This window comes from Roseovarius tibetensis, from assembly GCF_050896375.1.
Lineage (GTDB): Bacteria > Pseudomonadota > Alphaproteobacteria > Rhodobacterales > Rhodobacteraceae > Roseovarius > Roseovarius tibetensis.
This window is the reverse complement of sequence record NZ_JBPBBB010000029.1, coordinates 1-14,641: the sequence shown is the minus strand read 5'-3', so window position 1 is coordinate 14,641 and position 14,641 is coordinate 1. Positions and strand designations below refer to the sequence as shown.

Below are 14,641 nucleotides of genomic sequence, written 5' to 3'. Positions count from 1 at the left end.
AATGCGGCACACGCTGTTGACCACTGTGCTGGCGATGCTCGCCGCACTGGTGCTTGCCGGATGCGGCGGCCCGCCCCCCCCGGCCCATCCCGGCGAGGTCACACGCCTCGCCGCGGCGATCCGCGCGCTCGGACCGGAGGTGGACCCCGACGAGGCCAGGCGTGCGGCACGCGTCGCCTACAGGCATACCGCGACGCTGGCGCGCGAATACGAGATCACTGACCCGCCGCTCATCCACAACACCAAGGTGAACATGGGCCTAAAGCCCGCCGGCCTGTGCTGGCACTGGGCGCGCGACATCGAAACGCGGCTGAAAGAGGAACAGTTCCGCACGCTCGAAATGCACCGCGCCATCGCCAATGCCGAGAACGTCTTTCGGCTGGAACACAGTACCGCGATCATCAGCGCACGGGGTGACGCCTACGATGCGGGCATCGTGCTTGATCCGTGGCGCAAGGGTGGACAGCTGACATGGGTGCCGGTGGCCGAGGATCCCCTTTATGACTGGGAGCCGCGCGACGCGGTAACCGCCCGCAAGCTGGAGCGCGAGCACGGGCAGATCGTGACCATCACCGAGGACAGGCGCTTTCTCGTGGGCGGAACGGAATACGCCGCGCGGGACGCCCAATGACCCGGACGGCCTGATGGATCTCGGCCCCTACCTGATGCTCGCCACGATCGAGGGCGCGGTGACGGCGGCGGTTCTGGCGCTCACGGCCGTGGGGCTCAGCCTCGTCTTCGGGGTCATGCGGGTGGTCAATATCGCGCATGGCGAATTCTTCATGCTGGGCGCCGTCCTTGCCTGGTGGATCGCGCAGATGGTGGGCGGGCCCGCCGGCTGGGGCTTTGCGGCCGCGCTGATCGGCGCGCCGCTGATCGTCGGCGCCCTTGCCATGGCCGCCGATGTGACCATCCTCAAGCGGCTGGACCATGATCCCGAGCGCACCATCGTCGCCACGATCGGCCTGTTATACATCATCCAGCAATCGGCCCTGATGATCTACGGACCCGATGCGCGTCCCGTCGAGGCCCCGTTCGACACGCGCCTCGCGATCCCCTGGCCGGAGTACGGACCGCAGGGCTGGCAGATGGTCTGGCCCTGGGGGCTGGGCACCACATCGTACAAGCTGGCGGTGATCGGTGCCGCCGCCGCGATCCTCTGCGCGGTCTGGGCGGTCATGGCACGCACCCGGTTCGGCCTCGTGATGCGCGCGACGCAGGCGGATCGCGAGATGGCCACGGCCTTTGGCATCCCCGTGGCGCGGGTCTATGCGCTGACCTTCGGGCTTGGCGCGGGACTGGCGGCGCTGGCCGGGGTGCTCATCGTGCCCATCCAGCAAGCGCATTACCTGATGGGGGCCGACCCGCTGCTTCTGTCATTCATCGTGGTGATCATCGGCGGCCTTGGCAGCCTGCCCGGCACGGTGCTGGCCGCCGTGCTGATCGGTCTGTCGGACGGGATCATCTCGGTCTTCTTCTCGCCCACGCTGGCCAAGATCCTTGCCACGCTGCTGGTCGCGCTGGTTCTGGTCTTTCGGCCGCAGGGCCTGTTCGGAACGCGCGCACCATGAAGGCCGCAACGCTGCATCTGGGGCTGCTGGCGCTGCTGTTCGGGCTGCATTTCGTGCTGCCGGCCTATCATCACGGCAATCTGGCGCGTGTGATGGTGCTGGCCAGCTTCGCCATGGGCTACAACATCCTGTTCGGCTATACCGGCCTGTTGAGCCTTGGGCATGCGCTGTTCTTCGCGGCGGGGATGTATGGCACCGGCCTTGCGGTGCAGCATCTCGGCTGGGGCGCGGGGCCAGCGCTGCTTGCGGGCATCGCGGCAGGGGCCGTGGTGTCGGCGGCACTCGCGATTCTGGCCCTACGCACGAGCGGCGTGGCCTTCATGATCGTCACGCTGATGTTCGCACAGGCCGGCGCGCTGACGATCCTGCATTTTTCCGAAATCACCGGCGGCGACGAGGGGTTCGTCGTGCCGGAGGCCGGGCGCATGCTGTGGGGGCTGGACCTCAGCGATGCGGATATCCGATATCTGGCGGCATTTGCGCTTTTTGCCATCTGCCTCGGCCTGTGCCTGTGGCTGGTGCGCACGCCGTTCGGCCGGGTTCTGATCGCCATCCGCGAGAACGAGGCGCGGGCGCAGATGCTGGGCTACGACCCCTTCGCGCACAAGTTCGCCGCGATGGTGATGTCGGGGACGATGGCGGCGGCGGCGGGGGCGGCTTATGGCGTCCTGTTCGGCTATGTCGGGGCGAGCTTTGCCGAGGTGCAGTATTCGATCCTGCCGCTGCTTTACGTGCTTTTGGGCGGCGCGGGGACGGTGCTGGGGCCCTTTGTCGGGACGCTGTTCATGTTCTACCTGATCGACCTGAGTTCCGACATCACCACGGCGCACATGCTGATCGCCGGGGTCGCGCTGGTGCTGTTGACGCTGTTCGCGCCGCAGGGGATCATGGGCGAGGTGCGGCGCCGGCTGTGGAAAGGGTTGCCGTGATGCTGCTGTCCACACGCGGGCTTGCCAAGCAGTTCGAGGGGCTGCACGCCGTTCAGGGCGTCGATTTCGACCTTCACGAGGGCGAGATCCGCGCGCTGATCGGACCCAATGGCGCCGGCAAGACGACGCTTGTCGGGCTGATCGCCGGGCGGCTTGCGCCGACGGCCGGTCGGGTGATCTTCGACGGGCAGGATGTCACGTCCCTGCCCGCGCACCGGCGGATCGCGCGGGGCATGGCCTACACGTTCCAGATCACCTCGGTTTTCACGCGACTGAGCGTGGCCGAGAACGTGGGTCTGGCCGCACGCCGCCACCGCCGTGGCGCGGCGGCAAGGCAGGCGGCAGGGGACGCGCTGGACCGCGTCGGGCTGGCGGCACAGGCCGAGGCCGAGGCGGGCGATCTGGCCTATGGGCACCAGCGGCTGCTGGAAGTGGCCATGGGGATCGTGCAGCGCCCGCGCCTGCTGATCCTCGACGAACCCACCCAGGGCCTGTCCGAGGGCGAGATCGCGGGCTTCGAGACGCTGATCCGCGATCTGGCACGGACCACCACGATCCTGCTGATCGAGCATAACATGCGCGTGGTCATGGCGCTTGCGCAGCGGATCACGGTGCTGGACGGCGGCCGTGTGCTGGCCGAGGGAACACCGGACGAGATCCACGCCGACGCCGCCGTGCAGGCCGCCTATCTGGGGGGGCCGCCTGATGCTGCGGCTGGATAACATCGGCGCGGGCTATGGCCGCGCGCAGGTGCTGCGCGACGTGTCGCTGGCCGTCGATTACGGCGAGATCCTGTGCCTGATGGGGCGCAACGGCGCGGGCAAGACGACGCTGATGCGTGCGATCATGGGGCTGTTGCCGCTCACTTCCGGCCGCGTGCAGCTTGATGATACGGGACTAAGCGATCTGGCCGCGCATCGCATTCCGCGCGCCGGCGTCGGCTACGTGCCGCAGGGGCGACGGCTTTTCGCCGATCTCAGTGTTGCGCAGAACCTCGAGGTCGGGCTGATGGCCGGCGGGGGCACCGCGACAACACGCGAAGACGTGCTCGATCTTTTTCCGCGCCTGCGCGACCGGATGTCGCAACGCGCGCAGACCCTGTCGGGCGGCGAGCAGCAGATGCTTGCCATGGCGCGGGCGCTGTGTCTCGCGCCCCGCGTGCTGCTGCTGGACGAACCGACCGAGGGATTGCAGCCGTCGATGATCGCCGCGATCCGCGAGGTTATCCTCGCCATGCGGACGCGCGGGGTGGCGGTCCTGCTGGTTGAACACCGGCTGGACGCGGTGCTGTCGGTCGCCGACCGGGTGGCGTTTCTTGAAAACGGCCAGAACGGCCCGGTGATGACGGTGGACGACCTGCGCAACGATCCCCGGATCGCCGACCGGTACCTTGGGGTTTGACGGCGGCGACGCCGGATCACGACGCCGCTACGGCAGCACCTGCAACCAAAGCCACGCCGAGATCACCGTCAGCCCCGTGGCGATCAGCACGCTGGAGGCCGCGACGCGCCGGGCATGGCCGTAGATATTGGCAAAGATATAGGCGTTGATCCCCGGTGCCATCGCCGCCGTCACCACCGCCGCGCGCAGCGCCTCGACCGAAAGACCAAGGGCCAGCCCAAGCCCGTAGGTGATCAGCGGATGCGCCACAAGCGACAGCGCGCAGACATAGAGGATCACGCGCATGTCGCCCTCGGGGCGGTAGCGCACGAGGACACCCCCCAGACCGAACAACGCCGCGGGAAGCGCCGCGCGCACCATCAGGTCGACCGCGTCGTTGAACGGTCCCGGCAAGGGCAGCCCCGTCAGGTTGACCGCGAACCCCGCCCCGATGCCGATGATCAACGTGTTCGAGAACATCGCCCGCGCGACCTTGGCCACAAGCTGCGACCCGGCCTGCCCGCGGGCCTTGACCACCTCCATCACGGTGATCCCGACCCCGTAACAGACCGGCGAATGGACGGCGATGATGGCGAAATTGGGCGACAGCGCATCCGCGCCATAGGCGCGCTCCATGATCGGCAGACCCAACAGCACGGAATTGGAAAACAGGCCGCAGAACCCGATGGCGACCGAATCCTCCCATGAGCGGCCAAACAGGAAACGCCCGCCGATCAGCCCAAGCGTGAACCCCGACAGGGCGCCCGCGTAAAAACTCAGCAACAAGCGCCATTCAAAGCTTTGACCAAGGTCGAGCCGGGCGATCGCCGCGAAAAGCAGGCAGGGAATCGCGAATTTCTGGGTGAAGGTCATCAGCCCGTCCACCCCGGCATCGCTGAACCAGCCGCGCCAGACGGCGAGATACCCGAACCCGATCACCAGAAAGACCGGCAGAATTACCTCTATGAGCGCCTGCATCCGCTCAGACCGTGTAGCGCAGGATCATCCCGTCATGGGCGGGGGTGATGTGCGCGGGTGTCTCGTCCGCCACGGTCTGGTAGTCCATGTCGATATGCATGTTGGTCAGCACCGCCCGGCGCGGCGCGGCGCGCGCGATCCAGTCAAGCGCCAGATCGAGATGCGCATGCGTGGGGTGCGGCGTGCGCCGCAGCGCATCCAGCACCCAGCAATCAAGACCCTGCAGCGTGGTCCACGCCGCTTCGGGGATCTCGTTGACATCCGGCAGGTAGGCCAGATCCCCGACCCGGAACCCAAGCGCGTCGATCGAGCCATGCGCGACCTGAAAGGGCGTCAGCGCGATCGCGCCGCCCGCACCCTCGATCTCGAACGGCCCGTCGATCGTGTGCATGTCGAGGATCGGGGGATAGGGGCTGTCATCGGGCTGCATGAAGGCATAGCCGAAACGCGAATAAAGCGCGTTCTGCGTGTCACCATCGGCCCAGACAGGCAGACGCGCGCGCATGTTGAAGACGATCATGCGCAGATCGTCGATACCGTGGACATGATCGGCGTGGGAATGGGTATAGACCACGGCGTCCAGCGCACCGATCCCCGTATCCAGAAGCTGCGCGCGCAGGTCCGGCGAGGTGTCGATCAGCACGCGGGTGACGCCGCCCTCGGTCTCGCGCTCGATCAGCATCGAACAGCGCCGCCGCATGTTGCGCGGGTTGTCCGGATCGCAATCGCCCCAGTGTCCGCCAAGGCGCGGCACGCCGCCGGACGACCCGCAGCCCAGAATGGTAAAGCGCAGCTCGGCCATCACAGCACCGCCTTGGAAAACAGCCGTTCGAAGTTGGCTTCGGTCTGCGCGGCGAAATCCGGCCAATCCATGCCGAACACCTCGGCCCCGTTGCGGGCCGTATGGACGGTGTGGGCCGGCTCGTTGCGCTTGCCGCGATAGGGCGGCGGCGCAAGATAGGGCGCGTCCGTTTCCACAAGGATCCGGTCCACCGGGGCGCTTGCGAAAATATCGCGCAACGCCTGGCTTTTGGGGAATGCGGCGATTCCGGACATCGACAGGTAGAACCCCATATCGAGGGCCGCGCGTGCCAGATCGGGCCCCGAGGAAAAACAGTGCATGACGCACGTGTAGGCGCCGTTGCGGTATTCCTCGGACAGGATGCGGGCCATGTCGCCATCGGCGTCGCGCGCATGAATGATCAGCGGCAGGCCGGTTTCACGGGCGGCGGCGATGTGCACGCGCAGGCTGTCCTTCTGAATCTGGGCGCTCTCGGCGGTGTAGTGGTAATCCAGCCCGGACTCGCCGATACCAACGAATTTCGGATGATCGGCCAGCGTGACCAGCTCGTCGACGGTGACCATCGGCTCGGTGGCCGCGGACATGGGGTGCGTGCCTGCGGCATAGAAGACCCCGCTATGCGCCTCGGCGATAGCGCGCACCCGCGGTTCCTGCCGCAGCTTGGTGCAGATCGTCACCATGCGCTGCACGCCGGCCTCATTGGCACGCTGGAGCACGTCCGCGCGGTCATCGTCAAAATCGGGAAAGTCGAGATGGCAATGGCTGTCTGTGATGCGGATGTCGGTGTCCATGCCTCTCCCTCGCCGGGGCTACCCCCTTGCGGTTTGCTGAATCCTGAACACCGTATCTAGGACGAGGCTGGCAGGGTCAAGGTTGACCGCCCGACCATGCCGCGCCCGCGCGCCGATCTCTTGGGCGCAGTCAGCCCACGCCCGCGCGCGGCCTGCGTCGGGCGCCAGCCGCGACAGAAGCGCCGCCTCGCCCGGCGCGGCCTCGACGATCGGCGGCGCGCCAAGCGCGCCGGTGCGCGCCAGCCGCGTCATGAACAGATCGACAAGCGCAAACAGCAGATCGCGGCGTTCCTCGGCACCGCGCGCCGCCACGCTGTCGGCCAGTTTCAGCGCCCGCGCCTGGTCGAGGCGCGGCAGCGTGTCGAGCAGGCCCACCAGTTCGGCATAGGTCTTGAGCCCGTCGAGGTTCAGCAGCCGCACCGCCGCACCGACCGATCCGCTCGACAGTTCGGCAAGCGCCACGGGATCACCCTCGGGCGTGACCCCAGCCTGTTCAAGTGCTGTCGCCATGTCCTCGGCCCCGAGTGGGGTCAGCCGCACCACGCGACAGCGCGACCGGATGGTCGGCAGCAACGCCGAGGGCTGGTGCGACACAAGCAGCATCACGGTGCGCACGGGGGGCTCTTCAAGCATCTTCAACAACGCATTCGCGGCCTGGGTGTTGAGATCGTCGGCGCTGTCCACGATCACCACGCGCCGCCCGCCATCCGCCGAGGAGAGCGCGAAGAAATTGCCCAGCTTGCGCACTTCGCTGACGCGGATTTCCGCGGCCAGCCTGTCCCCCTTGTCATTGGCCCCGCGTCTGAGAAGATAAAGCCCCGGATCCGACAGCGCCATCACACGTCGCGCGACCGGATGCGCCGGGTCCACATCCAGCCCTTGGGCCGGCGGGCCGTCCTGCTGCTGGTCGGCCAAGAGAAACCGCGCGATGCGCCAGGCCAGTGTCGCCTTGCCGACACCGCGCGGCCCGGTGAGAAGCCACGCGTGATGCAGGCGTCCGGTGGTGACGGCCTCGAGGAATTCCGCCTCTGCCGCGCCCTGCCCGATCAGTCGCGCCGTCTCGCGCGGATGCGGGGCGCCTTCGACGCGGTCGGGGTCCGGCAAGGTCTCGTCGGTCATGACAGGCGCGCCTGCACGGCAAGCGCGACATCGGCCGCGACCGCGTCCATCTCGCGCCCGCCGTCGATCACGGCAAAGCGGGGGGCCTGTTCTGCGGCCAGCGCCAGGAACCCCGCGCGCATCCGCCTTTGAAGGTCCACCCCGAACGCCTCGAACCGTGCCTCGCCGCGACCGCGCGACAGGGCCCGGCCAAGCCCCACATCCGGCGCGATATCTATGAGGATGGTCAGATCCGGCTCGCGCCCGATCATCAGGTCGTGCAACTGGTCCACCAGCCCGCGCAGATCGGCGCGGCCCAGCCCCTGATAGATCCGGGTGCTGTCGGCAAACCGGTCACAGATCACCACCGCACCCGCCTCCAGGGCGGGGGCGATCACCCGTTCCAGATGGTCGCGCCGCGCAGCGGTGAACAAAAGCACCTCGGTCTCGGGCGACCAGCGGTCGGTGTCACCGTCAAGGACAAGGGCGCGAATATCCTCTGCCCCGGCACTGCCGCCCGGCTCGCGGGTAAGCACCACCTCGCGGCCCGCCGCACGCAGATCATCGGCCAGCCTGCGGGCCTGGGTGGACTTGCCGGACCCGTCGATCCCCTCGAAGCTTATGAACAGACCGGGCCCACTCAAAGCGGCCCCTCGATATTGCGCCAGAGCCGTTGTGCCAGACGCCCCGAGACGATCTGCAAACGCTGCATGAAGCCCCCTTGCGCGACGGTCTCGCCGGCGAAAAGCGGCACGCGGGTCTCGGGCAGCCCGTCGGGTTTGAGCACCAGTTCGGCCAGCCTGTCGCCCTCGGTCACCGGCGCGCGAATCGGGCCGGTATACACCACCTCTGCCGCGACCGTGTCGCCACCAAGCGCCGGCAAAAGCGTATCGAGATCCTCTGCCGGTGCAAGCCCGACGGTGCGCGTTGCACCCATCCAGACAGGCGCGCGCGCGACCTCCGCACCCGCCTGGAGGACGGATTTCCGGGTGAATTGCCGGAAGGCCCAGTTGATGATCGCCTCGCCTTCACGCGCGCGCGCGCCCGCCGAATCGAGACCCGAAATCGCGAAGATCACGCGCCTGTCACCCTGACTGGCCGACGCGGCCAGCCCGTACCCCGCCTGTTGCGTATGTCCGGTCTTGAGCCCGTCCACACCGATATCGAGGCCAAGAAGGGGGTTGCGGTTGTAGATGTTGCTGGGTGCGCGCCCATCGAACCGAAACTCGCGTTCCGCGAACATCTCATAGAATTCGGGGAAATCCTCGATGATCCGTTGGGACAGGATCGCGAGATCGCGCATGCTCATGACATGGCCGTCGGCCGGCCAGCCGCTGGCATTCTTGAAGACCGAACTTGTCAGGCCCATCCGTTCTGCGCGCCGCGTCATGAACCGCGCGAAACCGGCTTCGGTCCCATCCGGGCTGAGCGCCTCGGCGATCACGGCGCAGGCATCGTTGCCACTCAGCACGACGATGCCGCGCAACAGGTCCTCGACCCGGACCCGGTCGGTCGTGTCGAGAAACATGGTCGAGCCGCCATAGCTCATCGCGTGTTCCGAGACCGGTAGACGCTCGTCCAGCGAAAGCTGTCCCTCGCGCACGGCCTCGAAGGCGACGTACAGCGTCATGAGCTTGGACATGGAGGCCGGCGGCAGCGGCACATCGCCGTTCTTGTCCAGCAGAACCGTGCCCGTGGTCATGTCCATGACATAGGCCGCGCGGGCATTTGTCTCGAACGCGGCGGCCGGCAGGGCAAGCCCCCCCGCCAGAACGAGCGCAAGAAGAAAACGGATTGAGCGCATCACAGCCTCCGAAGGTCGGGTTGTGACGGGACAGACAGGATCACGGCCTCTCCCATCGATCTTTGCGTCGTACGGCCCACACGACATCCCCCGCGTGGGGCACACGGATACGCCGCACCGTGCCGGTGTGGCAAGGCTGCCTATATCGTGCCGCCTGTCGGTCGTCATGCATTTTCGGACAACGCGGCGCGTTTATCGCCCGTCTGCCCGTTCGACGCAATCGTCACGGCCCACGGGACGCGGCCCTGGGCACAGTACCCCGGCAAGGTCGCACCCCGGCCCTGGCCCCAGCCCGCCGCGTTCGGCATGCTTGGTCACCGCGCCGCGTCACCCAGTCGAACGGCGTCGCCGGCGCGTTTCGCGGCAGAGGTATAACCCAGTTCGTGCAGCACCGTCGGGGCGGCCGCCGCGATCACCGCACAGGCCGCAAAGGCTGCAATCATCGCTTTCATTCTCTTGCATCCCTCATGGCTATTGCGCGGGCGTTCCGGCCTTTGCGGGGTCACGGGCGTGGCCCTTGTCCTGCAACTCTTCCAGCCACAGCCCGTGATGTTCGCGGGCCCATTGCTCCTCGACCTCGCCCGTGCCCATCGCATCGAACGCGCCCTCCATGCCGACAGAGCCGATATAGATATGCGCGATGATGATCGCGGTCAGGACAAAGGCCATGATGCTGTGCCAGAGCGTGGAAAGCTGCATCTCCTCGTGCGGGGCGAGCGTTTCAGGCAGCGCACCGTAACCCACGAGCTGCGGCAGGCCGGTGTCGTTGAGCACGGCGAAGGTCTTGGCGAACATCGGCAGATCGAACGGGAACAGCAGCGACAGGCCCGAGGCCGATATCGACGCGCCGAATATGATCGTGGCCCAGAAGATCATCTTCTGCCCGGCGTTGAATTTCTTTGCCGGCGGGTGCACGCCCTTCGAGAACATGCCACCACCCACGGCCAGCCATTTCAGGTCGGTGCGGTTGGGGATGTTGTGCAGAACCCACATAAAGAACACCATCACGAGGCCCAGCATGAAGGCCCAGGAGATGTTGTTATGCACCCATTTCGAGGCCACGGCGACGGTCGAGAAGGCCTCATGCCCCAGCAGCGGGATCACAACCGTCCGGCCGAACAGGACCACCAGCCCGGTAATCGCCAGCACCACGAAGGAGCCGGCCATCAGCCAGTGCCCGAAGCGTTCGACCGCCTGAAAGCGGGTCACGGTACGGCCGGTCTTTTCGCCGTCGATGCGGATCCTGCCGCGCAGCAGGAAGAACAGCGCCAGCAGCGCCACCGTGATCCCCAGAAGCCACGCCCCGTAGGTCGAGAGCGGGCCCTTGCGAAATTCCAGCCAGGACATGCCGGCATCCTGGATGAGCACTCGCGCCTCGGGCCCGCCCGAGGAGACCGTCACATCGGCCAGCCCGTAGCGCAGCGCGCGCCAGACCTCGGCATCCGAGGCACCGCCAAGCGTGCCCAATTGCCCGGCCATGCCCGCCGCATCGTCGGGGTTGCCGATGGCCTCGCGGCGGAAGGTGTCGTCAACGGCCGCGTCCCGCTGGCGGGCGAGGATGTCTTCAAGTGTCTGCGCGCCACCCGTCGCGGCGCGGTCCCCGCCGGACGACGCGGGCGCCTCCTGCGCAAGGGCCGGCATGGCGAGCAGGCAACACAAGGCGAGGCTGAGAAATGCGCGCATGATATCCTCGAATGCTGTGATCGACCCGTGTGATCCGCGCCGATTTCCTTCAAGGAAATCGGACCGGAAACTTTGAAAGTTTCCGATGCCGGGCGGCCATGGTGGCACCCGGCATCGGCGTCTTGGTCTCAGCCGCCGCTTTGCTGGCCGTAGGCGCTGCCCCAGCCCCACGCGCCGGACCCAAAGCCACGCGCCACGACACGCTCGCGGTAGATGTCCGACACGGTATCGCCATCCCCGGCCAACAGCGCCTTGGTCGAGCACATCTCGGCGCAGATCGGCAGCTTGCCCTCGGCGATCCGGTTGCGGCCGTATTTCTGGAACTCGGCCTGGCTGTGGTTTTCCTCGGGACCGCCCTTGCAGAAAGTGCATTTGTCCATCTTGCCACGGGACCCGAAATTGCCCGCCTGCGGGAATTGCGGCGCACCGAACGGGCATGCGTAGAAGCAATAGCCGCAGCCGATGCACAGGTCCTTGGAGTGCAGGACCACGCCCTCCTCGTCCTGGTAGAAGCAATCGGTCGGGCAGACCGCCATGCACGGCGCGTCCGAGCAGTGCATGCAGGCGACCGAGATCGAGCGTTCCCCGGGGCTGCCATCGTTGATCGTCACCACCTTGCGACGGTTGATGCCCCATGGCACCTCGTGCTCGTTCTTGCAGGCGGTGACGCAGGCGTTGCATTCGATGCAGCGTTCGGCGTCGCACAGGAATTTTGATCTTGCCATTGGTCTATCTCCTTATGCCGCAACGATCTTGCACAGAGTCGCCTTGGTTTCCTGCATCTGGGTGACGCTGTCATAGCCATAGGTCTGGGCGGTGTTGCTCGCCTCGCCCAGGACATACGGATCGGCCCCGTCGGGATACTTGTCGCGCAGATCGCGCCCCTCGAAATGGCCGCCGAAGTGGAAGGGCATGAAGGCCACGCCCGCGCCCACCCGTTCGGTGACCATCGCCATGACCTTGACGCGGCCGCCCTCGGGCCCTTCGACCCAGACCTGCGCGCCGTCGCGGATGCCGATATTGTTGGCATCGCGCGGGTTCACCTCGACGAACATGTCCTGCTGAAGCTCGGCGAGCCACGGGTTCGACCGGGTCTCGTCGCCGCCCCCCTCATACTCGACCAACCGGCCGGAGGTAAGGATGATCGGGTAATCCTGAGAGAAGTCGTTCTTCTGGATCGAGGCATACATGGTCGGCAGGCGGTAGGCGTGCCGGTCCTCGTAGGTCGGGTAATCCGCCACCAGGTCGCGCCGGTTGGTATAAAGCGGCTCTCGGTGGATGGGCACCGGATCGGGGAAGGTCCAGACCACGGCGCGCGCCTTGGCATTGCCGAAGGGCGCGCATTCATGCGCGATCGCCACCCGCTGAATCCCGCCCGAAAGGTCAGTCTTCCAGTTGGTGTCGGCCCCGGCGATACCGTCGATGACGGCGCGTTCCTCGTCCGTCAGCTCGCCGTCCCAGCCCAGATCCATCAGCATCTGCATGGTGAATTCCGGGTAGCCGTCCTCGATATCCGAGCCGGCGGAATAGACGCCCTCGGCCAGCAGGTTGTCGCCGTCGCGTTCCACGCCGAAACGGGCGCGGAAGGTCAGGCCGCCTTCGGAGACGGGTTTGGACATGTCATACAGGATATGCGTGCCGGGATGGTTCATCTCGGGCGAGCCCCAGCAGGGCCATGGCAGACCGTAGGTGTCGCCATCAGCCGGCCCGCCATTGGCGCGCAGCGTCGTGCGATCGAAGGTATGCTGGTTGGCCATGTGCAGCTTCATCCGCTCAGGCGATTGCCCGGTATAGCCGATGGTCCACATGCCGCGATTGAACTCGCGGGTGATGCTTTCGACATTCGGGGTCTCGGCATCGTCCATCTCGATGTTGCGGAACAGGCGGTCGGCAAAGCCGAACTTGTTGGCGAACTTGGCGATGATGACCTCGTCCGGGATGCTCTCGAACAGCGGTTCGACCACGCGGTCGCGCCATTGCAGCGAGCGGTTCGACGCGGTGACCGAGCCGCGCGTCTCGAACTGGGTGCAGGCCGGCAGCAGATAGACGCCATCGGTGCGATCCTGCATGACCGCCGAGACAGTCGGATAGGGATCGACCACGACCAGCATGTCGAGCGCCTCCATCGCCGTCTTCATCTCCTTGCCGCGCGTCTGGCTGTTGGGCGCATGCCCCCAGAGAACCATGGCGCGCACCTTGTTGGGGTTGTCCATGTTCTCGGGGTCTTCGAGGACGCCGTCGATCCACCGGCTGACCGGGATGCCGCTGAGATATTGCAGCGGCTGATCCTCGCCCGCCGTGGTGGTCGCCGTCGCGAAGCGATCGGCAAGCCAGTCGGGATCCTCGCCCCAGACGCGCGCCCAGTGGTCCCACGCGCCTTGCGACAGGCCGTAATAGCCCGGCAGGGTGTGCGACAGAACGCCAAGATCCGTCGCGCCCTGCACGTTGTCATGGCCGCGGAAGATGTTGGTGCCGCCGCCGGCGACGCCCATGTTGCCGAGCGCGAGTTGCAGGATGCAATAGGCGCGGGTGTTGTTGTTGCCGTTGGTGTGCTGGGTGCCGCCCATGCACCAGATCATCGTGCCGGGGCGGTTGTTGGCCAGCGTGCGCGCCACGCGGCGCAGCTGGCTGCCCGGCGCGCCGGTCACGCGTTCGACCTCGTCGGGGGTCCACTTGGCGACCTCGTCGCGGATCTGATCCATGCCCCAGACGCGGGTGCGGATGAATTGCTCATCCTCCCAGCCGTTCTCGAAGATGTGCCACAGGATCCCCCAGACCAGCGCCACGTCGCTGCCGGGACGCAGACGCACGAATTCGTCGGCATGCGCGGCGGTGCGGGTGAAGCGCGGATCGCACACGATCAGCGGCGCGTTGTTGCGTTCCTTGGCCTTCAGCACATGCAGAAGCGAGACCGGATGCGCCTCGGCGGGATTGCCGCCGATGATGATCATCGACTTGGAATTGTGGATATCGTTGTAGCTGTTGGTCATGGCGCCGTAGCCCCACGTGTTCGCAACGCCCGCGACGGTGGTCGAATGGCAGATGCGCGCCTGGTGGTCGACATTATTGGTGCCCCAGTAGGCGGCGAACTTGCGGAAGAGATACGCCTGTTCGTTATTATGCTTGGCGCTGCCCAGCCAATAAACCGAATCGGGACCCGACTCCTCGCGGATCTTCATCATGCCGTCGCCGATCTCGTCGATCGCCTGCTCCCAGCTGATGCGCTTCCACTCGCCCCCCTCTTTCTTCATCGGGTACTTGAGGCGGCGTTCGCCATGCGCGTGCTCTCGGACACTCGCACCCTTGGCGCAATGCGCCCCAAGGTTGAAGGGGCTGTCCCAGCCGGGTTCCTGCCCCGTCCACACGCCGTTCTGCACCTCGGCCACGACCGTGCAGCCGACCGAGCAATGCGTGCAGACGGACTTGACCGTCTTCACCGCCTCGCCGGCGGCACTCTGGGCGGTGGCGCGGGTGACGGTGCCGCCCGTCGCGCCAAGGGCGGCAAGGCCGCCGATGGCCAGCCCGCTACCGCGCAGAAAGGCGCGCCGATCAACGGCCCCGCCGTCGGTGTTGGACAGGATCCCGGTCCGCTGCGGGCGTCGCGC

General features: G+C 66.7%; 15 protein-coding genes. 5 read left to right on the top strand and 10 right to left on the bottom strand.

Features of this window, described 5'->3' with window-relative positions; translation table 11 throughout:
- Position 1 precedes the first annotated feature (1 nt).
- Genes ACROSR_RS15410 through ACROSR_RS15390 form a run of 5 tightly spaced genes read left to right on the top strand, consistent with a single transcriptional unit; the run spans position 2 to position 3,901 of the window.
- Positions 2-631 (top strand): hypothetical protein, encoded by a 630-nt coding sequence (locus tag ACROSR_RS15410; protein ID WP_432686608.1) that lies wholly within the window; start codon positions 2-4, stop codon positions 629-631.
- A 13-nt stretch (positions 632-644) separates the two neighbouring features.
- Positions 645-1,571 carry a branched-chain amino acid ABC transporter permease gene (locus ACROSR_RS15405; protein WP_432686606.1) on the top strand — a complete coding sequence of 309 codons (927 nt, stop codon included), beginning with the start codon at positions 645-647 and terminating at the stop codon, positions 1,569-1,571.
- Entirely contained in the window at positions 1,568-2,500 is a 933-nt protein-coding gene (locus ACROSR_RS15400; protein ID WP_432686604.1) for a branched-chain amino acid ABC transporter permease, read from the top strand. Before ACROSR_RS15405 ends, ACROSR_RS15400 begins: the two co-directional genes overlap by 4 nt.
- Complete coding sequence (locus ACROSR_RS15395; RefSeq protein ID WP_432686602.1) at positions 2,497-3,222, top strand: ABC transporter ATP-binding protein; 726 nt, start codon at positions 2,497-2,499, stop codon at positions 3,220-3,222. Before ACROSR_RS15400 ends, ACROSR_RS15395 begins: the two co-directional genes overlap by 4 nt.
- Entirely contained in the window at positions 3,206-3,901 is a 696-nt protein-coding gene (locus tag ACROSR_RS15390; RefSeq protein WP_432686600.1) for an ABC transporter ATP-binding protein, read from the top strand. The genes ACROSR_RS15395 and ACROSR_RS15390 overlap by 17 nt, the downstream gene beginning before the upstream one ends.
- A gap of 27 nt (positions 3,902-3,928) precedes the next feature.
- Here ACROSR_RS15390 and ACROSR_RS15385 read toward each other — a convergent pair whose 3' ends face one another.
- From ACROSR_RS15385 to ACROSR_RS15340, 10 genes are all read right to left on the bottom strand, one after another.
- The gene (locus ACROSR_RS15385) at positions 3,929-4,858 is read right to left on the bottom strand and encodes an AEC family transporter (RefSeq protein ID WP_432686598.1); all 930 of its coding nucleotides are present in this window, start codon (positions 4,856-4,858) and stop codon (positions 3,929-3,931) included.
- 4 nt (positions 4,859-4,862) lie between these two features.
- Positions 4,863-5,660, bottom strand: coding sequence for an MBL fold metallo-hydrolase (locus ACROSR_RS15380; protein ID WP_432686596.1), 798 nt, complete (start codon positions 5,658-5,660; stop codon positions 4,863-4,865).
- Complete coding sequence (locus tag ACROSR_RS15375; protein ID WP_432686594.1) at positions 5,660-6,451, bottom strand: TatD family hydrolase; 792 nt, start codon at positions 6,449-6,451, stop codon at positions 5,660-5,662. Before ACROSR_RS15375 ends, ACROSR_RS15380 begins: the two co-directional genes overlap by 1 nt.
- An 18-nt stretch (positions 6,452-6,469) precedes the next feature.
- On the bottom strand, positions 6,470-7,570 hold the full coding sequence (locus tag ACROSR_RS15370) for a DNA polymerase III subunit delta' (RefSeq protein WP_432686592.1): 1,101 nt from the start codon (positions 7,568-7,570) through the stop codon (positions 6,470-6,472).
- Entirely contained in the window at positions 7,567-8,193 is a 627-nt protein-coding gene (tmk, locus tag ACROSR_RS15365) for a dTMP kinase (RefSeq protein WP_432686590.1), read from the bottom strand. The genes ACROSR_RS15370 and tmk overlap by 4 nt, the downstream gene beginning before the upstream one ends.
- Positions 8,190-9,353: a D-alanyl-D-alanine carboxypeptidase family protein gene (locus ACROSR_RS15360; protein WP_432686588.1), complete on the bottom strand. Its 1,164-nt coding sequence runs from the start codon at positions 9,351-9,353 to the stop codon at positions 8,190-8,192. The genes tmk and ACROSR_RS15360 overlap by 4 nt, the downstream gene beginning before the upstream one ends.
- 314 nt (positions 9,354-9,667) lie before the next feature.
- Positions 9,668-9,805: a hypothetical protein gene (locus ACROSR_RS15355; protein ID WP_432686586.1), complete on the bottom strand. Its 138-nt coding sequence runs from the start codon at positions 9,803-9,805 to the stop codon at positions 9,668-9,670.
- A 19-nt stretch (positions 9,806-9,824) separates the two neighbouring features.
- The gene (locus ACROSR_RS15350; RefSeq protein WP_432686584.1) at positions 9,825-11,036 is read right to left on the bottom strand and encodes a formate dehydrogenase subunit gamma; all 1,212 of its coding nucleotides are present in this window, start codon (positions 11,034-11,036) and stop codon (positions 9,825-9,827) included.
- Between the two features lie 128 nt (positions 11,037-11,164).
- Complete coding sequence (gene fdh3B, locus ACROSR_RS15345) at positions 11,165-11,761, bottom strand: formate dehydrogenase FDH3 subunit beta (protein ID WP_432686582.1); 597 nt, start codon at positions 11,759-11,761, stop codon at positions 11,165-11,167.
- 12 nt (positions 11,762-11,773) lie between these two features.
- On the bottom strand, positions 11,774-14,641 hold a 2,868-nt coding region (locus ACROSR_RS15340), incomplete at its 5' end, for a formate dehydrogenase subunit alpha (RefSeq protein ID WP_432686580.1).

What these genes read in the sequence shown, in the direction of transcription:
- ACROSR_RS15405 (WP_432686606.1), top strand. Translation starts at nt 645, where the DNA reads ATGGATCTCGGCCCCTACCTGATGCTCGCCACGATCGAGGGCGCGGTG.
- ACROSR_RS15385 (WP_432686598.1), bottom strand. Translation starts at nt 4,858, where the DNA reads ATGCAGGCGCTCATAGAGGTAATTCTGCCGGTCTTTCTGGTGATCGGG.
- ACROSR_RS15360 (WP_432686588.1), bottom strand. Translation starts at nt 9,353, where the DNA reads ATGCGCTCAATCCGTTTTCTTCTTGCGCTCGTTCTGGCGGGGGGGCTT.
- ACROSR_RS15355 (WP_432686586.1), bottom strand. Translation starts at nt 9,805, where the DNA reads ATGAAAGCGATGATTGCAGCCTTTGCGGCCTGTGCGGTGATCGCGGCG.
- ACROSR_RS15400 (WP_432686604.1), top strand. Translation starts at nt 1,568, where the DNA reads ATGAAGGCCGCAACGCTGCATCTGGGGCTGCTGGCGCTGCTGTTCGGG.
- fdh3B (WP_432686582.1), bottom strand. Translation starts at nt 11,761, where the DNA reads ATGGCAAGATCAAAATTCCTGTGCGACGCCGAACGCTGCATCGAATGC.
- ACROSR_RS15370 (WP_432686592.1), bottom strand. Translation starts at nt 7,570, where the DNA reads ATGACCGACGAGACCTTGCCGGACCCCGACCGCGTCGAAGGCGCCCCG.
- ACROSR_RS15410 (WP_432686608.1), top strand. Translation starts at nt 2, where the DNA reads ATGCGGCACACGCTGTTGACCACTGTGCTGGCGATGCTCGCCGCACTG.
- ACROSR_RS15390 (WP_432686600.1), top strand. Translation starts at nt 3,206, where the DNA reads ATGCTGCGGCTGGATAACATCGGCGCGGGCTATGGCCGCGCGCAGGTG.
- ACROSR_RS15350 (WP_432686584.1), bottom strand. Translation starts at nt 11,036, where the DNA reads ATGCGCGCATTTCTCAGCCTCGCCTTGTGTTGCCTGCTCGCCATGCCG.
- ACROSR_RS15375 (WP_432686594.1), bottom strand. Translation starts at nt 6,451, where the DNA reads ATGGACACCGACATCCGCATCACAGACAGCCATTGCCATCTCGACTTT.
- ACROSR_RS15380 (WP_432686596.1), bottom strand. Translation starts at nt 5,660, where the DNA reads ATGGCCGAGCTGCGCTTTACCATTCTGGGCTGCGGGTCGTCCGGCGGC.